14 protein-coding genes are annotated in these 18,226 nt (G+C 63.6%); 5 read left to right on the forward strand and 9 right to left on the reverse strand.

Features of this window, described 5'->3' with window-relative positions:
- Window positions 1–10: 10 nt before the first annotated feature.
- The 5 genes from KCX70_RS11155 to glgA are packed head-to-tail and all read right to left on the reverse strand — an operon-like array spanning window position 11 to window position 8,625.
- A complete protein-coding gene (locus KCX70_RS11155) occupies window positions 11–400 on the reverse strand; it encodes a DUF2934 domain-containing protein (RefSeq protein WP_212620216.1) in 390 nt (129 codons plus the stop codon).
- Entirely contained in the window at window positions 397–3,210 is a 2,814-nt protein-coding gene (locus tag KCX70_RS11160; protein ID WP_212620217.1) for a malto-oligosyltrehalose synthase, read from the reverse strand. The genes KCX70_RS11155 and KCX70_RS11160 overlap by 4 nt, the downstream gene beginning before the upstream one ends.
- Window positions 3,207–5,282 (reverse strand): 4-alpha-glucanotransferase, encoded by a 2,076-nt coding sequence (malQ, locus tag KCX70_RS11165; protein WP_212620218.1) that lies wholly within the window; start codon window positions 5,280–5,282, stop codon window positions 3,207–3,209. Before malQ ends, KCX70_RS11160 begins: the two co-directional genes overlap by 4 nt.
- Entirely contained in the window at window positions 5,272–7,053 is a 1,782-nt protein-coding gene (treZ, locus tag KCX70_RS11170) for a malto-oligosyltrehalose trehalohydrolase (protein ID WP_212620219.1), read from the reverse strand. The genes malQ and treZ overlap by 11 nt, the downstream gene beginning before the upstream one ends.
- Before the next feature lie 12 nt (window positions 7,054–7,065).
- Window positions 7,066–8,625: a glycogen synthase GlgA gene (glgA, locus tag KCX70_RS11175; RefSeq protein ID WP_212620220.1), complete on the reverse strand. Its 1,560-nt coding sequence runs from the start codon at window positions 8,623–8,625 to the stop codon at window positions 7,066–7,068.
- A gap of 297 nt (window positions 8,626–8,922) precedes the next feature.
- Between glgA and KCX70_RS11180 the strand changes: the two genes are divergently transcribed.
- Window positions 8,923–9,423: a CinA family protein gene (locus KCX70_RS11180; RefSeq protein ID WP_212620221.1), complete on the forward strand. Its 501-nt coding sequence runs from the start codon at window positions 8,923–8,925 to the stop codon at window positions 9,421–9,423.
- A gap of 88 nt (window positions 9,424–9,511) precedes the next feature.
- Here the strand turns inward: KCX70_RS11180 and KCX70_RS11185 are convergent, their stop codons facing one another.
- Entirely contained in the window at window positions 9,512–10,624 is a 1,113-nt protein-coding gene (locus KCX70_RS11185) for a mechanosensitive ion channel family protein (protein ID WP_212620325.1), read from the reverse strand.
- Between the two features lie 186 nt (window positions 10,625–10,810).
- On the opposite strand from KCX70_RS11185, the gene KCX70_RS11190 reads away from it, so the two are divergent.
- Window positions 10,811–11,341: a ferritin-like domain-containing protein gene (locus KCX70_RS11190; RefSeq protein ID WP_021208202.1), complete on the forward strand. Its 531-nt coding sequence runs from the start codon at window positions 10,811–10,813 to the stop codon at window positions 11,339–11,341.
- Between the two features lie 39 nt (window positions 11,342–11,380).
- Here the strand turns inward: KCX70_RS11190 and KCX70_RS11195 are convergent, their stop codons facing one another.
- On the reverse strand, window positions 11,381–11,662 hold the full coding sequence (locus tag KCX70_RS11195) for a DUF1652 domain-containing protein (protein WP_021208203.1): 282 nt from the start codon (window positions 11,660–11,662) through the stop codon (window positions 11,381–11,383).
- Window positions 11,663–11,977: 315 nt separating this feature from the next.
- Between KCX70_RS11195 and KCX70_RS11200 the strand changes: the two genes are divergently transcribed.
- Together KCX70_RS11200 and ligD are read left to right on the forward strand one after the other, a co-directional pair.
- Complete coding sequence (locus KCX70_RS11200; RefSeq protein WP_241785564.1) at window positions 11,978–12,187, forward strand: hypothetical protein; 210 nt, start codon at window positions 11,978–11,980, stop codon at window positions 12,185–12,187.
- 68 nt (window positions 12,188–12,255) lie between these two features.
- Entirely contained in the window at window positions 12,256–14,811 is a 2,556-nt protein-coding gene (gene ligD / locus KCX70_RS11205; protein ID WP_212620223.1) for a DNA ligase D, read from the forward strand.
- 16 nt (window positions 14,812–14,827) lie between these two features.
- Here ligD and KCX70_RS11210 read toward each other — a convergent pair whose 3' ends face one another.
- Window positions 14,828–15,064 carry a DUF2790 domain-containing protein gene (locus KCX70_RS11210; protein WP_102845895.1) on the reverse strand — a complete coding sequence of 79 codons (237 nt, stop codon included), beginning with the start codon at window positions 15,062–15,064 and terminating at the stop codon, window positions 14,828–14,830.
- A 242-nt stretch (window positions 15,065–15,306) separates the two neighbouring features.
- Window positions 15,307–16,242 carry a LysR family transcriptional regulator gene (locus KCX70_RS11215; RefSeq protein WP_212620224.1) on the reverse strand — a complete coding sequence of 312 codons (936 nt, stop codon included), beginning with the start codon at window positions 16,240–16,242 and terminating at the stop codon, window positions 15,307–15,309.
- A 219-nt stretch (window positions 16,243–16,461) separates the two neighbouring features.
- Between KCX70_RS11215 and KCX70_RS11220 the strand changes: the two genes are divergently transcribed.
- Window positions 16,462–18,168 (forward strand): phosphoethanolamine transferase, encoded by a 1,707-nt coding sequence (locus KCX70_RS11220; protein ID WP_249121728.1) that lies wholly within the window; start codon window positions 16,462–16,464, stop codon window positions 18,166–18,168.
- Window positions 18,169–18,226: the final 58 nt, after the last annotated feature.

Genomic DNA, 18,226 nt, shown 5'->3' on the forward strand with positions numbered 1-18,226 from the left:
GCGCTGTCGTTCAGGTTTCTTTCTTGGCGCGTGGCGTGCGGGTTTTCTTCACGCCTGCCGGCGTACCTTCAGCCGCTTCGGTGTCAGCCTTCGGCTTGGGCTGCGCCGAGCCTTTGGCCGCCGCCGCGGCGGGTTTGGCGGGTTTTACGTCGGAGCGAGCCTTGGCCTCTTTCGCCGGTTTCGCAGCCTTGGCCGGCTTCGCGGCGGGGGTTGCGTCGGTCGGCTTGGTTGCAGTCTTGCGCGCGCGGCTGGCTGGTTTTTCGGCCGCGGGTGTTCCACTCTCAGCTTCGGCAAGCTTGCGCGCCATTTCCCAGTGGCGTTCGTCCTGACCGTGAGGGCGGCCTTCCGATACCCAGATGTCATACGCGAGTTCACGGATCCGCTGCTCGTCTTTCTTCATCGTTCTGATTCTCCTGTTGAACTGATCGATACCTGTAAAACCGCCACGGGCAGTTGTTGTAAAACCTCGGTCACACGCAAACCCGCTTGTTTGGGTGTGACTGTCGTTCCGTCAAAAAGTCGCTCCATTGCATGACCGTTCAGCGCCTCGGGTACGCGCACCAGGGTGTCGCCCCAACGTTGCGCTGGAATCTGCGGTATCTGGCTATCGGCCAGCAGCGGGCTGGACAGTCGGGCCGCCACGACGACCAGCCAGTCGCCGTCCAGCTCACGGGCGAAGGCGATGATTCGCTCGGCGTGCTCGCCCTCGACTTTCAACGGCAGGTAGCGCCCCTCCGTGAACAGGCGCGGCCGTGCGCGGCGCAACAGCAGGGTCCGTGCGATCAGCCATTGCTTGATGCGGCCGTCTTTCCAGTTGGCCACCAGCTCACCAGGCTGCGCCTGCGGGTCGAAGGTCGCTTGACGTCGATCGAAGTCCACAGGGCGTCGGTTGTCCGGGTCGACCAGGCTGAAATCCCAGTAATCGGCACCTTGATACAGATCCGGCACGCCAGGCGTGGTCATGCGCAGCAAGGTTTGCGTCAGACTGTTCACCGCGCCGGCGGGCGCCAGTTCGGCTGCCGCCTCGGCGATATCGCTGCGCAGCGTGCGGCATTCCTCACCGAGTAGCAGGGCGCGCAGGTACTGCTGGCAGGCGCCTTCATATTCGCTGTTGGGGTCGGTCCAGGTGCTACGCAGCTTGGCTTCGCGTACGGCCTTTTCCTGCCATTTGATGATTCGCTCGCAGTACGTCTCGCAGGCGGCGCGGTCGTCCAGATCGAGGTCCAGCGGCCAGCTACCGAGCAGAATCTGATACAGCAGCATTTCGTCGCCGGCGGACGGAGCAGGCCCGTCGGCCAGTTGCTGGCGTTGGCCGTAGGCGAGCTGGCGCCAATGGCGCACCTTGGCGGCAAACCACTCGGCGCGCTCGCTGATTGCAGTCATGCGGGCACGGGTGTCTTCGCCGCGCTTGTGGTCGTGCGTCGCGGTGGTCAGCAGGTTGCGGGGAAAGTGTTCGGCACGCATCGAGCATTCGGCATGAAACGCCTCCACCGGCGCGCTGAACGTCTGCGGATCGAACCCGACGTCGTTGCGCGAGAGCAAGACCCCCGAGCGGTAGCAGGCGGTGTCTTCCACGGCCTTGGCGGCCGCGGGGGAGGTGAGCTGCTGAAAGCGGGTGCAGGCATAGCGGCGCATACGCCGTGCCGGACCCGGCGGCAGCTCGCGCAAGCTCTGGCCGCCTAGCCAGCGGTCGAGCAGGTCCAGCAGAGGCCAGTCCGCCTCGCCGAGCGTGGTGCGCGCGCCGGCCAGCGCTTGCTGGAAGAACGGCTCGTCGGCCTCACGGCGCCCCCGCGGGCCTATATAGGTGCGGTAGACGGGGAAGTGCACGATCAGCTCCAACAGCGCACGACGAATGGCGCCAAGGGTGATGTCGCGGGTCATCACGTCATGGCGGGCCACCTGCAGCAGCGCCTGTGCGACGGTTTCGAAATCGCCCGCCAAGGGCCCGGTCAGCACCAGTTGTCGGGCTTGGCGGACTTCCTCCATGAAATCTGCCGGGCGCTCTGCCGTTTCGCTCCATAGTGAACACAGCACCGCCTTGCCGGCCGGATCGTGCAGCAGCAAGGACACCTGATTCATGAATTCGTAGCCGGTGGTGCCGTCGACACCCCAATCGTCGTGCAGGCGTTCACCCTCGGCCAGAATCTTCTCCACGTAGATGGGCACGTGATCCTGGGCGGCTTCGGCTGGCCGCGCGGCATTCAATCGATCGACCCGGCGCCTCAGCTGGCGGCAGTATCCGCGCGGATTGGCCAACCCATCGACATGGTCGATGCGCAATCCGTCGACCAGGCCTTCCCCGAGCAGCTCGAAGATTTTTGCGTGGGTTTCCTCGAAGACCACCGGACGCTCGACGCGCAAGCCGCCCAGCTCGTTGATGTCGAAGAAGCGTCGCCAGTTGATGTCGTCGCCAGCAGTGCGCCAGCTGGCGAGACGGTAGTTCTGGCGTTCGAGCAGGCCGTGCAGGCGTTTGAAACCTTCCTCGGTGGTCGAGTCGTAGTGTTTGAGTGCTTCCTCCAGCATCTGCCGAATGCTGCTGTCCTCCAGTAGACGGGCCAGGTCTGCACGCAATGCACGTGCGGTCTGATAGGGCGCCGGCTCGGTTTTCAGTGCATCGAAATGCTGCGCCAGGGTTCGCAATTCAGGCTGGTCGGTCAGTCGCAGGATTTCGCCGTAGGTGGGCGGCGAAACAGGGAAGCGGTGCTCGTAGTGTTCGGCGTAGAAAGCACCGTTCTCGATGTCCAGACGCAGGGGAATCTTGCCCTCCTGCAAGGCCTCGCCGTAGTCGCTGCCGAGGAAGGGCACCAGCAGTTGGCCTTCGAGCAATGGGTCGGGCGAATTCCACTGGATGTCGAAAAACTGCGCGTACGGACTGCGGCGGCCCCATTCGAGCACGTCCAGCCACCAGGGGTTGCCCGAGCCGCCAACGGCCATGTGGTTGGAGACGATGTCAAGGATCAGGCCCATGCCCTTGGCTCGCAGCGCCTCGACCAGGCGACGCAGCGCCGCTTCGCCACCCAGTTCGGGATTGATGCGTGTCGGGTCGATGACATCGTAGCCGTGCATCGATCCGGGGCGCGCCGTCAGCAGGGGGGAGGCATAGAGGTGGCTGATGCCCAGTTCGGCGAAGTAATCGACCAGCGCCGTGGCGTCGTCGAGGGTGAAATCACGATGAAACTGCAATCGCAGCGTGGCGCTAAGGTCTCTCATCGAGCATTGCTTCCAGTGGTCTGCCGACGGGCTCGGGCAAGGGTCTCAAGGCGGCGCGTGCAGGCCGGGGAGTCGAGCAGCGTGGCGCTGTCGCCGGGATAGCGGCGCCGCCAGTTGGGGTGGGTGTCGGTGGTGCCGGGCATGTTCGGCTGTTCGAGCAGACAGAGCGCGTCCTCGACCGGAAACAGCGCAAGCGGCGCCGGGGTGTGCCCGATGAACGCGCCACAGGCTTCGGCCAGCACGTCGGGATCGGTCAGGTCGCCCTGAACCTCCGCCGCGTATTCGCGCAGCAGGCGAAGCAGGCCGGCGCGCTCGCGTTCGCGCTCCTCCAGTTGCGCCGGGCGCTCGTGTTCCTGATGCTGGCCGACGCGGATCCGCCAATCGATGTCGTGACCCTGCCACCACCCGCTGATGGTCGGCAGATCATGGGTGGTGGAGGTCGCCAGGGCGCTGCGCGGCCATTCCATGGGTGTCTTGAAGTTGCCGTGGTGGTCACGTTCGAAGAACAGCACGCGCATGCCCAGCAGGCCGCGATCGGCCAGTTTTTCGCGAAGGCCGTCGGGCACGGTGCCGAGGTCTTCGCCGAGAATCACCGCGTTGCGGCGCCAGGCTTCGAGCGACAGCAACCGCAACAAATCGTCGAAGGGGTAATTCAGGTAGGCGCCTTCCATGGGCCCGGCGCCTGCCGGCATCACCCACAGGCGCATCAGCCCCATGACGTGGTCGATCCGCATGCCACCGGCGTGGGCCAGATTGGCGCGCACCATTTCAATGAAGGCACGGTAACCGTTGGCCCTCAGGCCCCAGGGCGAGAAGGCCGAGATGCCCCAGCTTTGCCCCTGGCGATTGATGATGTCCGGCGGGGCGCCGACACTCAGGGCTGCCAGCACCTCGTCCTGACGGCTCCAGGCCTGGCTGCCGCCACCGTCGGCGCCGACGGCCAGATCGCTGATCAGGCCGATCTTCATGCCAGCGCTGCGCGCGGCGGTTTGCGCACGTTCCAGCCCCCGCGCAATCAGCCACTGGCAGAACGCGTAGTAGCTCACTTCGTCGGCATGCGTCCGGGCGAATTCATCGACCGCCGGATTCTGCGGCGAGCGGTACTGCTCCGGCCAGTCGCGCCAGTGCTGTGGATGGCCTTCGGGGCTGCGTAATGCAGCATGCAGCGCCTCGAAGCGGCAATGGTTTTCCAGCGCCTCGCCACCGGCCTGACGAAAGCTGTCGAAGTCGGCCTGCAGCGCGTTGCCGCCTTTGGTGAAGTCGTCGTAGAGCGCGCGCAGCAAGCATTGCCGTGTGCGGGAAACCGCGTCCCAGTCGATCAGCTCGAGCTGCTCCAGGCGCTCGAGCTCCTCGGTCAGACCGCAGGACTCGATGGCGATGCGCAGCGGTGTGTCGCCGAGTATCGCCTCCGGCGCGCTGTGCAGGATGTTGAAAAACAGCCGGCTGGAGGGCGAGTAGGGGCTGTAGTGGCCGCTGTTGCCAGTGAACATCGCATGGATGGGGCTGATGCCGAGGGCATCGGCACCGTGGGCGGCGGCGTTGCGCGCCAGCGCCTCGAGGGCCAGGGTATCGCCCAGCCCGCCATCGCCAGGGCGGCGCAGCCCATACAGTTGCACCGTCAGGCCCCAGGCATTGGGAGCGACATCTTCGACACGCGGGCAGGCGTGCGGAGCGACCGCCAGGGTCACCCGCCGCCCGGCGAGTTCCAGTTGGTGATAGCCGGGCGTGGCGATCGCGGGCAGGCGTGTCTGCTCATCCAGTCGTCCGTCTTGGCGGCTCCCGTCTTCCAGCACCAACTCGTAGCCGGTGCCGGGTTCGGCGTAGCGGCTGAGGTCGAGGGCTACACCCTGGTCCAGCGTCAGCAAGGGCGGTAGGTGGGACGCGCCGTTGATGGCATCGAGTTTTTCCAGGCTGGTCTCGATGTCGGCTTCGCTGTCGGCGGGGAGGCCCAGCCCACAGAGCACTGCGCGCAATACCTCAGGGCTCACCCGTTGGTCGCGCCCATCGGCATCCACCCAGTCGATGGACAGACCCGCCGCCTTGGCCAGACGGTTCAGTCGTTCATCGCTCATTGGCAACCTCCAGATACATCTTCGCGGTGCGTGCCGGTAGCATGCCCATGCCGGTTTCGGCGTCAGTGCCGCGGCTGGCATGCAGCAGGCGTGCGCCTGCGCTTGGCGGAGCGACTTCAAGGTCGACGTCGCCGAGGTTCAGCTCCAGGCGAAGTTCGCTGCCGTCGCCCAGTTGCCAGCGCGCGAGCACGGCCGCCTCGGCCAACGCCTGCGCACCCAGAAAACGAGCGCCTTCCAGGCGAGGCACGATCTCCCGATGGCGGATCCCGAGCAGCCGCTGATACAGGGCGAGCCACTCGGCATGTCCGGGCTGCTCGCGCTTGCCGAAGTCCGGCATGGACGCCTCGAAGGTCTCCACGGCATTCGGATCAGGGATACGTTCGCGAGTCTGCTCATCGGCGAACTCGGAAAATTCGGCGAACTCGCCGCGGCGGCCTTCGCGCACGGCATCGGCCAGCTCGCCGTGATGGCTGGTGAAGAACAGGAAGGGCTCACGAGCGCCCCATTCTTCGCCCATGAACAGCAACGGAATCATCGGCGAGAGCAACAGGACGGCGGTCGCCGCCTTGAGCGCATCGGCATCGGTGAGGTTGATCAGTCGGTCACCGAAGGCACGATTGCCGGTCTGGTCGTGGTTCTGCAGAAACAGCACGAACGATGTCGGCGACAAATGTCCGCTGGGCTCGCCGCGCGATTCGCCCCGACGATTCTGGTGACCCTGATAAATGAAGCCTTCACCGAGGAAACGGACCAACTTGGTCGTCGCGTCCTGGTGATAGTCGGCGTAGTAGCCCTGGCTCTCGTCGGTTAGCAGCGCGTGCAGGACGTTATGTCCATCGTCGTTCCACTGAGCGGTGAAACCTTGTGTGAGCAGACTCGCCCGGTTGTCCTCGTTTTCCAGCACAAGGTGCACATGGCGCCCAGGCTCGGCCTCGGCACGCACCCGCTCAGCCAGCTCGGTCAGAAAGGTCCGGTCCGGAATGGCGTGAACGGCGTCCATGCGCAGGCCGTCGAAGCGATAGTCCATCAGCCACATCAGCGCGTTGTCGATGAAGAAGTCGCGGACTTCCCGGCGACGGAAATCGATGGCGTCGCCCCACGGCGTCTGCTGATCGTGACGGAAGAAGTGCTTGGCGTAGCGGTGCAGGTAATTGCCGTCCGGGCCGAAGTGGTTGTAGACCACGTCGATAAAGACCATCAGGCCCAGGCCATGAGCGGTGTCGATCAGATGCTTGAGCTGCTCCGGCGTGCCGTATGAGGCCTCCGGTGCGTACAGCAGCACACCGTCGTACCCCCAGTTGCGCTCACCGGGAAACTCGGCGAGCGGCATCAGCTCGATGGCGGTGACGCCCAGATCGGCCAATGCCTTGAGGCGCTGCTCGATCTGCGCATAGCCACCGTAGGCGCCTACATGAAGTTCATAGAGCACCGTCTCGGCCCATGGCCGCCCTTGCCAGTCGCGGTTGCGCCATTGATAGGCATCGGGATCGACCACGATACTCGGATCGTGCACGTCGGCGGACTGGGCGCGAGACGCCGGGTCAGGCACCGTCAGTTCGTCATCGATGAGAAAGCTGTAGCGCGTACCGGCCCCGGCCTCGGTCTCAAGGCTGTACCAACCGTCTTCGTCTTGCCGCATGGGCAGCGTATCGCCACCCACTATTACCAGACTGACGCTGCGCGCGTCGGGTGCCCATAGCCTGAACCGGGTGTGCGAATCGTCGAGTAGTACCGGTCCGTGTCGCCCATTGCGGGCTGGCCTGCTTTGCATTGATCGACCTCGTTAAGTAATGGCATGTGCCTCGCGCCGCCCGCCCAGCATTCGCTGGTAGAGCCGGTCATAGGGTTCGATCGCGTGGCGCCAGAAAAATCCACTGCTCATGGCCCGACAGCGCATGGCATTGAGCAAGTGCGGCCGCTGGTGAACCTCGAGCGCCCGCTCTACCGCGCCGCGATAGCTGGCAAGCGACGCTTCGTCGAAGAGGAATCCGGTGACCCCGTCATCGATGCTGTCGGCCAGCCCGCCGGTGCGGTGGGCAATGGGCAGCGAGGCGAAACGCTGCGCATACATTTGGCTGAGCCCGCACGGCTCATAGCGCGACGGCATGAGCAGGAAGTCGCTGCCGGCGAACAAACGCCTGGCGTCGGTTTCGTTGAACCCGACGTGGGCACCGACCCGACCGGGGAAACGCTCGGCCAGACGCCGTACCTGGTCTTCGATATGCGGGTCGCCACGTCCGAGGATGGCCAGCTGGCCGCCGCGCTCGACGATGGTTTCGGCCACCGAGATGGTCAGGTCGATACCTTTCTGATGCACCAGACGCGATACCACCGAGAACAGCGGACCAGCGCCATCGTCCAGCCCGAACAGCTCGCGAACGTGCGCGGCGTTGGCGGCCTTGCCAGACCAGTCTTCGGGGCCGAACGGGCTTACCAGATGCGAGCAGCTTCTCGGCTCCCAGCTTTCATCGATCCCGTTTAGCAGACCGCTGAGCAGGCCTTGGCGGGCCTTCATGCTGAGGAATCCCTCCATGCCGCAGCCGAATTCTGGCGTGGTGATCTCGTGTGCATAGGTGGCGCTGACCGTGGTCACGTGCTTGGCGTAGGCGATGCCGGCCTTGAGCAGGGAAAGTGCCCCGTAAAATTCCATGCGCTCCGGACCGCAGGCTTCCTGCGGTATGGCCAGCGAGCGGCGCAGGCTCATGTCGATGTTGCCCTGGTACGCCAGGTTGTGAATCGTGAACACGCTGGGTGTGGCCAGGCCGCGCCAGTACATGTAGGCCGGCGTCAGTCCGGTGGGCCAGTCGTGGGCGTGAACCAGATCGGGCGTCCAGCGGATGCAGGCCGTGCCGGCGGCGATATCCGCTGCGGTCATGCACAGGCGTGCGAAACGCACCGGGTTATCCGGCCAGTCACGGCCTTGCTCGTCGCCATAGGGCAGACCGTCGCGCTCGTAGAGCTCCGGGCAGATCACCACGTAGATGATCAGCCCGTCGGGCATGTCGAGGCGGCCGATCTGGCAGGAAGGCAGATCGCTGTGCGAAATGACGCTGCCGACGATACGGATCGGCTCGCCGCATTGCATGACCTGCGTATAGCCGGGAATCAGCACGCGCACGTCATGCCGCGCCGCCAAGGCGCGAGGCAGGGCGGCGGACACGTCGGCAAGCCCGCCGGTCTTGACCAGATCGGTCAGTTCCGAGGTGACGAAGAGAATTTTCTTCTTGTCATCTTGCGTGCTGCGAAGCTCCAGCACTGGCCGCTCCGAGGGGGCGTCCGCAGGGCGAGCAGGTTTGGTTGTGATGATGGGGGCAGGCCGGACGTTCACCGCAGCAATACTCATAAGTACATCCCTCCAAGTGATCGGCCTTCGAGAGGGGCCATCACGAGCACATTCGTTCCAGACAGCCCTTGGGAAGAGCTGCTAACCATGAGCACGGCAAAGTGGTTTTTCTAGTTGGTGGAGCCGCTTATCCCGCGGCTTTGGGCTGGATTGGCCCTACCTTGAAAAAGACCGGGCCGCCGTGAATTAGTTCTCAATTTATGACGGACGCTATCAGGGGAACTTTGGTATTGGCGGCCGGTTCCGAAAATTGAGCTGAACCAGGTGTTTTTCCCGTCATTCCTCGGAGCCAAAACCATGCAAGACCTCGCTGAAATTGTGCAGTTTTTAAGCGACAAAAAGATGAAGCTGACCACTGCTGAATCCTGCACCTGTGGCCTGATGGCCTCGTTGATGGGCGACATCCCCGGCTGCGGCCAGGTGCTCGACAGCGGGTTCGTCATTTACTCGCCGAAAGCGAAGAATCGTCTGCTGCACGTCAGTTTCGAGACCATCGAGCGTTTTGGCCTGACCAGTGAAGAGGTCGCTACCGAGATGGCCATCGGGGCACTGAATGCCAGCGTTGCCGATATCGCGATCGCCAACACCGGGGTCGCCGACGACAGCGAGGAAGATGCCGGCGGAACCCAGTGCTACGCATTTGCCCTGATGCAAGGTGAGCGCCAGGTGAGCATCAGCGAGACGGTACAGTTCGAAGGTGACCGGGTAGCGATCCGCAAGCAGGCTGCGCGCTACGGGCTAGAGCAGTTGCCGAGCAAATACGAGCAGTTGCTACGCAAGCTGCGCGAGCACGGCTGAGTCGGGTTGGTGTATCACCGCGCACCGAGAGGGGACAGGTCGAGCGTCGATGCCCCGAATTGCGGCGTCGACGAGGCCGCCTGTCGCGTCAAACCGGCGGTTGGCGTTCAGGCTCCACATAGCCCGGTACGGAGCGGTCGACGGTGGGCTTCTGCCCAACGCTCAGGTCGGCGCGCAACTGCGGCAGACAATGCGGGTACTGCCGCTGGATGAAGCCGATCAGGCTTTCACGCAGGTGGCAGCGCAGGTCCCAGTTGCGCGAGGAGTCCTGCGAACTGACCAGGACGCGAAGTTGGAGGGATTTTTCGCTGGCGTCGGTGACCTGCAGCACGATGACCCGGCCATCCCAGAGCTCCGGCAAATCCTGGCAGAGCCGCCGCAACTCTTCGCGTAGCGGCTCCAGTGGCAGGGAATAGTCGACCCAGAAGAACACCGAACCGATGATGCTGGAGTTGCGCCGCGTCCAGTTCTGGAAGGGCTTTTCGATGAAGTACTGCAGCGGCACCACCAGGCGGCGGTCATCCCAGATCCGCACGACGACATAGGTGCCGGTGATTTCTTCGATCCGGCCCCATTCGTTTTCGACGATTACCACATCGTCCAGGCGAATCGGCTGGGTGACAGCGATCTGTATGCCCGCGATCAGGTTGGCCAGCACCGGGCGTGCAGCGAAGCCGACAGCCAAGCCCGCCAGCCCCGCAGACGCCAGCAGGCTGGCGCCGAACTGGCGAGCGGCGGGGAAGGTCATCAGCATGCCGGCGGCGCCGACGAGCAAGATGAAAAAGCTCAAGGTCCGCAGCAGCACCCGTGACTGCGTCTGGATCTGTCGTGCCCGCAGGTTGTCGGTGACATCCACCGGGTTCTTCAACCGCACGGCGTGCTCGACTCCGCGCATCAGCCGCAGCGCCACCCAGGTGATGCAGCCTATGATCAGCAGCGTTGTCGTGCGCCGGGCCGCATCGATGAACAGCAGCTCGTCGCTGGCGGCGGCCAGCACCGTTTGCAGGCCAAGCAGCGGAAGCAGGACCCGAACGGGTTTTTCCAATTGCTCGGAAACAGCCTTGGTTAACAGAAAACCGCGCCCCAGACGCAGCATGACGGCGGTCAAGACGCGGCTGAACACGCTCAACAGCACCACGACGAAGGCCGCAGCGAGCAGTGTGCGCAGGGCGGGTTCGGTGATATAGCGCTCCCACTGCAGGGGGAATTCGAGGATATCGATAAGCCAGCTCCGCTCGGATGGTCGGATTAAATGACTGGCGGTACCGGCGTAAGTTCAGGGGCTGCATGCAGTCAGTCGGATGCGTTGAACTCCCTGGTTCGGTCCGTTTCACACCTATATAGAGCGGGAACACCCGATCGGTATCCGACCACTGGGAGACATGTCATGCAAAGTGCACAAACCGGAAATGATGTCCGCGTCGAGCGTTTGATCGAATGGCTACGCGATGCGCATGCCATGGAAGCGCAAGCGGAGAGCATGCTCAACAAACAGGCCAGCCGCATCCAGCACTACCCGGAGCTGAAGGCCCGGATCGAGCAGCACATTACCGAGACGCAGAACCAGGCCAAGCTGATCGAGGGTTGCCTGCAGCGGTACGACAAATCCTATTCGGGGTTCAAGGACCTAGGCGGCAAGATGATGGCGATGGGGCAGGCCATGGGCGGCATGATGGTCAACGACGAGATCGTCAAGGGCGCCCAGATGGGCTATGTCTTCGAAAATCTGGAAATCGCCTCCTACGAGATTCTCATCGCCGCGGCCAAGGCCATTGGCGATACCGAAACGGCGGATGTCTGTACCCGCATCCTGGCCGAAGAAGTCGCCATGGCCGAATGGATGCGCAGCCACCTGGCAGAGCTCACACAGGCTTATCTGACCCGGGCGCAAACGCCGCATACCGAGGCCAAGCGCTGATCGCGAGCGGGCAGGCGTCGAACGGCGGCCGAGCACGGCCTACCGTTCGGCGACTTTCTCGGGCAGCGAGGCGGTCATCAATCCGCCGCGGGTCGCGTAGAGCTCGAATCGCAGTTCCTGAGCGAGACGCACCAGATTGGCCGCGTCTCGGCATTGGTCGTCTGTGATGCCCAGGACCGTGAGTTCTTCGCCACCAAGGTGTTCTTCGTAGAGGCGAACGGTAACCCGACTGTCCTCCTGCGCGTGGCAGTCGCAGCGATAGGGATGAAGGTAGTTGCGAAGGATATTTTCGATCGTCAACAGAGGTAGACGTGAAGCCATACTCCTTCCTCCCATCGTTTGCCTGGGTCCGCAAACTCGCTCGCAGTCGGTTGCCACCCAACGGCGGGGGCACTTCTCAACGCTAGCAGGCCGTGCCCGGTTGTAAACACCAGATGATGTCCGTTTGGCGGATGAAAACGGTGAAAAGCGTGCCCTGCGACACTTTCACACACTCGGCGAGGGCGCCGGTAACGATGAGGCATCTGTATGAAATCGATCACGACGATGATATTTGCGAGCCTTTTGGCGTCATCCGCGCTCGCGCAATCGCCTGCCGGTACACCGGAAGACGAACGAGGTTCGCGACCGAGCCCGATGGGTAATCCCACACCGCAGCAAACCCTCGAGACGCACAAGGACAGCCAGGGCCGCACGGTAACCGAGGACGGCAAACCGGTCGCCCCGGCGCCACGCACCGAAGCCGAGCCGGATCGCGACGAGGAAGACCCTTCGATACAACCGGGTCGTCATTCCAGCCACGGCGGACCAACCGACTCCGCATCGGACCCTGGCGAGCTGGAGTAAGCAACGACTGACCACACCTCGCACAGGGACTTCCAACAGGATCTTCCCCGGGTAACGGAGCCCGCACCATGGCCCTCGACGAGTACAACCGCAAACGTGATTTCGCCGCCACGCCCGAGCCCGGTGGCGAGGCGAAACCCACCGGCAAACGTGGCCAGCGGCATGCGTTGCAATACTGCATCCAGAAGCACGATGCGACGCGGCTGCACTATGACTTCCGTCTCGAACTGGACGGCACGCTGAAGAGTTGGGCCGTGCCCAAGGGGCCTTCGCTGGACCCCAAGTCGCGTCGTCTGGCCGTGCATGTCGAAGACCATCCGCTGGACTATGCCACCTTCGAAGGGACCATACCGGCGGGGCATTACGGCGCGGGTGATGTGATCGTCTGGGACCGCGGTATCTGGATTCCGCAGGGCGACCCGGAGGAGGGCTATCGCAAGGGCAAACTCAAGTTCGCGCTGGAAGGGGAAAAGCTCAGCGGCACCTGGAACCTGGTCCGTACACGCATGGAGGGTGGCAAGGAGCAGTGGTTTCTGATCAAGTCGAACGATGAGAGCGCACGGCCGGAGAGCGAGTACGATATCGTCCGCGAGCAGCCCGACAGCGTACTCAGCGATCGAACGCTGATCCCGCGCAAACGTGGCAAAGCGAAGCTTGAGGTCGACGCCAAACCGGTCAAGACGCCGTCGGCGCGCCGAACCCGGAAAAAAGCCGACCAGGTGACGTTGTCGGGAGCCAAAGCCGCCGCGCTGCCGGAGAGCATCAAGCCGCAGTTGGCCACCCTGGTCGAGTCGGTACCGGATGGCGATTGGCGCTACGAGGTGAAATTCGACGGTTATCGAATCATGGCGCGAATCGATTCGGGGAAGGTACAGCTGTTCACCCGCAACGGCCACGACTGGACCGCCAAGATGCCGCAACAGGCCGAGGCGCTTGCGGCGCTGGGGCTCGAGTCGGCCTGGCTCGACGGCGAGGTGGTGGTTCCCAACGAGGACGGAACGCCCGATTTCCAGGCGCTGCAGAACGCCTTCGAAGTCGGCCGCAGCGGCACCATCGTCTACTACCTGTTCGATCTTCCCTACCTGAACGGCATGGACTTGCGCGAAGTTGCTCTGGAGGAGCGCCGAGCGGCCCTGAGTCAGGTGCTGGAGCATAACGACAACGACCTGCTGCGCTTCTCCGCCGATTTCACCGAACAGCCAGAGAGCGTGTTGGAGAGCGCCTGTCAGATGAAACTCGAAGGTCTTATCGGCAAGCGCGCCGGCAGCACCTATGTGTCCAAGCGCAGCAGCAGCTGGGTGAAGATCAAGTGCAAGAATCGCCAGGAGTTCATCATCGTCGGTTACACCGACCCCAAGGGCGCACGCAGCGGTTTCGGTGCTTTGCTGCTGGGGTTGCATGACGAGGCGGGCGCATTGCATTACGCCGGTAAGGTGGGCACCGGCTTCAACCAGGTCACGCTCAAGAGCCTGCATGCCAAGCTCAAGGCCCTGGAGGTCGACAAGAGTCCATTGGCCAAGGCGCCGCCTGCCGCGGATGTGCGGGGCGCGCACTGGCTCAAGCCGGAACTGATGTGCGAGGTGGCCTTCGCCGAGATGACGCGCCAGGGCGTGATTCGCCACTCGGTCTTCCACGGCCTGCGCTCGGACAAGCCCGCCCAGGCGATCACCCACGAGCGCCCGGCGAAGTCGGCCACCACAGGCTCCGGCAAGGCCGCTGGCAGCACCGCGAACAGCGCTGGCAAGATCAAGATCTCCAACCCGGAGCGGATTATCGACAAGACCATCGGCGCCACCAAGATGGAACTGGCGCGCTTCTACGCCGAGGTGGCGCCGTGGGCATTGCCGCATCTGCGCCATCGACCGCTGGCCCTGGTGCGGGCGCCGGAAGGCATCGATGGCGAGCTGTTCTTCCAGAAGCACACGGAAAAGCTCAGCATCCCCTATATCACCCAGCTGGACACCGCATTGTTTCCCGACCATGCGGCATTGATGACCATCGATACCCCCGAGGCGCTGGTCAGCGCTGCGCAGATGGGTACCATCGAGCTGCACACCTGGAACGCGGTGGCGCCAGTGCTCGATCACCCGGATCGTTTCGTGCTGGACCTGGACCCCGATCCGGCGTTGCCATGGAAGCGCATGGTCGAAGCGACCCAGCTGACCCAGACGCTACTCGATGAGATCGGGCTGCAATCGTTCCTCAAGACCAGCGGCGGCAAGGGACTGCACATTCTGGTGCCGCTCGAGCCGGTCCACGACTGGGCGGAAGTCAAAGCGTTCAGTCAGGCCATCGCGCAGTACATGGCCAAGCTCATGCCGCAGCACTTCTCGGCGGTCAGCGGACCGAAGAACAGGGTGGGGCGGATCTTCATCGATTACCTGCGCAACAGTCAGGGCGCCAGTACCGTTGCCGCCTATTCGGTGCGGGCCCGTGAGGGGCTGGGTGTGTCGGTGCCGATCCACCGCGATGAGCTCGCCGACCTCAAGGGCGCGAACCTGTGGACCATCCGCAACCTGATGCCGCGGCTGGAAGAGCAGGGCGACGATGACCCTTGGGCGGGCATCGATGCGACGGGGCAACGAATTACGGCGGACATGCGCGAGCGGTTGCGGATGAAGTGACCGGCTGGCAGCCGGATCAGTAATCGCTGCAATCGGCGCCCTGGCGCAGGTAGCTCATCACGTGAGTTTCGCCTTTCGAATCGAGGTAGGTCATTTTGGCTTCGACTACGGAGCAGCCACCGTTGGGCACCTCTATCGAGACCACCTTGGCGATATCCAGGTCGTCGCCATAGTGATAGGGCGTCGGCTGCGGGGCGGCGGCCGCCAGCTGAGCGAACAGGGACAAGCCGGCAATCCAGACTAGATGTTTCATAGGTCACCTCTTTGCGCTGAGCCTCGCCAGATGGCGCAGGCCCGGAATTAAAACGGCTGCCCAACGAGGGCAGGCAGCCAGAAAGCGACAGCCATCGAACGACCCAAAGGAGCAACTATCGATCGATGCGGCGCGGGACCGGAGTCAACCGCCGCTCTGTCACTGCGCAAAGGATAAGGAGCGCCGAAGCCGGGAAAAATGGCGCTTTGAGAGAGACAGTGTTACCACACAGGTAACAATCATCAGACCCAGTATTCGGGGTTCTGCAGGACCTGGTGATAACCGAAAAACGCCTGCGGCAACTCACGCTTGAGAAACTCGACCCAGGTCCTGACCTTGGCGTCCAGGAAGCGGCGGGAAGGGTAGAGGGCGTAAATCGTCTTTTCCTGGAGCCGAAACTGCGGCAGCAGACGCACCAGCGAGCCGCGCTGCAAGGCCGGCACCGCCACGTAGTCGGGCAACAGGCAGACGCCCATACCGGCTTCGGCCGCGGCGCTCATGGCTTCGGCGACGTTCACCTTGAAGGTTTCGCCCGGGAGGATGGTCTGTTCGACGTCATCGCTGTGGAACGTCCAGCTATCGGCGAAGACCGGATCGGCTAGGCGCAGGCAGCGGTGCCGCTCCAGATCGGCTGGTACTTGAGGCGCTCCGTGCTGCTTGAGGTAGATAGGTGATGCGCAGACCACATGGAACACGGTGCCCAGCGGCTGCGCGATCAGGTCCGAGTCCGGCAGCTCGCGCGACAGGGTGATGACGACGTCGAGGTTGTCTTCCAGCAAATCCGGTTTGCGCTGAGAGAGCATCAAGTCGAGATTCACCTCCGGATGGCTCTCGTTGTAGCGGCCGGCGAGCGATGCCAGCAGCTGGATGCCCAGGCCGATGGTCGAATGGACCCGCAAGCGCCCCCTCGGCACCTTGTGCGCGCCGCCTGCTTCCACGCGGGCCTGTTCGACCTGTTCGAGAATCACCCGGCAGTGCTCGAGGTAGCGTTCGCCCGCTTCGGTGAGCGCCAGGCGCCGCGTGGTGCGGTGCAGCAGACGCGCCTGGAGATGGTTTTCAAGCTCCGAAACCAGCCGCGACACCTGTGCCGTCGAGGTGTCGGCCTGCTGCGCGGCAGCGGTAAAGCTGCCGGCATCGACGACCCGGACAAAGGTCTGCATCGCATTTAGCATATCCATCATCACCACCTGAACGCCTGCGCGTCGTTGTCGCCGTCAAGACGGCTGTTGGAGTCCCGTGGGCCACGCCGGTTCGGCAAAGCACCGCTGCAGAAGACGCTGGCAATCGGTCAATCACCCCTGTGCACACCTGTTTGACGGATTCTTCACACATCGCTGACGGTTTGCTCACGGCTCGCTCTCTACCCTGCCGCCATCTCATACAGCAGGGCGACCACCGTGGATCACAACCAACCGGATACCCGCAGGCCTCGTGGCTGGGATCTTCTTGCAAGCCGTAACCGCCTGATTCTGGCCACCGCCTTTTGGTTGCTGGCCGCCAGCAACTGGCCGTTCTGGCGCGCCGTCTGGCAGGGTGTCGGCGGTCTACGGGAGGGCAACGGCCTGTTCCTGCTGACACTCCCACTGTTCGTACTGTCCTGGTTGTTCCTGTTGCTCAGCCTGCTGGCCTGGGGCCGCCTGACCAAGCCGGTGCTCGCGTTGGCGCTGCTGGTGTCTGCCGCAGCCAGCTACTTCATGAACAGTTACGGCATTGTCATCGACCAAAGCATGCTGGCCAATCTGGTGCAGACCGACACTGCCGAGGCCACCGAGCTGCTGAGCTGGAAACTCGCCGCGTGGCTGCTGGGCTTCGGTGTGCTGCCGGTGCTCCTGATCAGCCGCGTACCTCTGGTCCCGGGCAGCTGGAAAGGCGAACTGGGTCGAAAGGCCCTGGGCATGGTCGTGGCCACGGCATGTCTGGGCGGCGTCGCGTTCAGCCAGTACCAGCCCTACGCCTCGTTGTTACGCAACCATCATGAACTGCGCCTGATGTTGGTGCCCTCCAACGTGGTGGCCGCGGTCCAGAGCTATGCCAAGCGCCAGCTCGCGACGCCGACGCAGCTGACGCCGGTCGGTACGGATGCGCATCGCCTGGTACCGGTGTCGGCATCCCGTCGGCCCAGGCTGACGATCCTGGTGGTCGGCGAAACCGCACGTGCGGCGAACTTCTCGCTCGACGGCTATGCGCGCGACACCAACCCCGAGCTGTCCAAGCGCGGTGTGCTGAGCTTCTCCCAGGCCAGTTCGTGCGGCACTGCGACCGCGGTTTCGGTGCCATGCATGTTCCTCGACGTCGGCCAGCACGGCTACAAGGATGGCCTGGCGAAGAGCCGCGAGGGCCTGCTCGACGTGCTCCAGCGGGCAGGCGTCGCCGTGCTCTGGCGCGACAACAATTCGGGTTGCAAGGGCGTCTGCGACCGGGTTCCACATGAAGACGTGGACCACCTGCACGTGGCTGAGCTTTGCCGCAGCGACGAGTGCTACGACGAGATACTGCTTCACGATCTGCAGGCCTATCTGGACAAGCAACAGGATGACACCGTCGTGGTGCTGCACATGAAGGGCAGCCATGGCCCTGCCTATTTCAAACGCTACCCGCCAGCATTCGAGCGCTTCACCCCGGTGTGCGACAGCAACCAGCTGGATCGCTGCGATCGGCAGAGTATCGTCAATGCCTACGACAACAGCCTGACCTATACCGACCATGTACTGGCGCAGACCATCGATCTGCTCGCACACAACCAGCAGCGCTTCGACAGTGCCATGCTGTACATGTCCGACCACGGCGAATCGCTCGGCGAGAACGGCATCTACCTGCATGGCTTGCCCTATGCGATGGCCCCGGCCGAGCAGACCCACATCCCCATGCTGCTCTGGCTGTCGGATGGCCTTGCACGCAGCGCCGCCATCGACACGGACTGCCTGCAGCAGGAGCGCGAACACGCCTTTTCCCATGACAACCTGTTCCACTCGGTGCTCGGCCTGATGAATGTGCAGACCAATGCGTACCAAGCCGGCAAGGACCTGTTCAGGCTCTGCCAGCCTGCTGGTGGTGGCGGTAAGCTGCTGGCCGCGCAGCCGGTCGATAGCGCTCCGGTCAATTGAGCATCGCTGTGGGGAACTGGTGGTAACGGCCTCATGCCCGATCACCGATCGGGCATGA

Origin of the sequence: Stutzerimonas stutzeri, from assembly GCF_018138085.1 — a bacterium.
Classification (GTDB): domain Bacteria; phylum Pseudomonadota; class Gammaproteobacteria; order Pseudomonadales; family Pseudomonadaceae; genus Stutzerimonas; species Stutzerimonas stutzeri_AI.

Coding starts and splice junctions, on each gene's coding strand:
- KCX70_RS11160 (WP_212620217.1), bottom strand. CDS start 3,210: ATGAGAGACCTTAGCGCCACGCTGCGATTGCAGTTTCATCGTGATTTC.
- KCX70_RS11190 (WP_021208202.1), top strand. CDS start 10,811: ATGCAAAGTGCACAAACCGGAAATGATGTCCGCGTCGAGCGTTTGATC.
- glgA (WP_212620220.1), bottom strand. CDS start 8,625: ATGAGTATTGCTGCGGTGAACGTCCGGCCTGCCCCCATCATCACAACC.
- KCX70_RS11195 (WP_021208203.1), bottom strand. CDS start 11,662: ATGGCTTCACGTCTACCTCTGTTGACGATCGAAAATATCCTTCGCAAC.
- ligD (WP_212620223.1), top strand. CDS start 12,256: ATGGCCCTCGACGAGTACAACCGCAAACGTGATTTCGCCGCCACGCCC.
- KCX70_RS11210 (WP_102845895.1), bottom strand. CDS start 15,064: ATGAAACATCTAGTCTGGATTGCCGGCTTGTCCCTGTTCGCTCAGCTG.
- KCX70_RS11155 (WP_212620216.1), bottom strand. CDS start 400: ATGAAGAAAGACGAGCAGCGGATCCGTGAACTCGCGTATGACATCTGG.
- KCX70_RS11180 (WP_212620221.1), top strand. CDS start 8,923: ATGCAAGACCTCGCTGAAATTGTGCAGTTTTTAAGCGACAAAAAGATG.
- KCX70_RS11200 (WP_241785564.1), top strand. CDS start 11,978: ATGGGTAATCCCACACCGCAGCAAACCCTCGAGACGCACAAGGACAGC.
- malQ (WP_212620218.1), bottom strand. CDS start 5,282: ATGAGCGATGAACGACTGAACCGTCTGGCCAAGGCGGCGGGTCTGTCC.
- treZ (WP_212620219.1), bottom strand. CDS start 7,053: ATGCAAAGCAGGCCAGCCCGCAATGGGCGACACGGACCGGTACTACTC.
- KCX70_RS11215 (WP_212620224.1), bottom strand. CDS start 16,242: ATGGATATGCTAAATGCGATGCAGACCTTTGTCCGGGTCGTCGATGCC.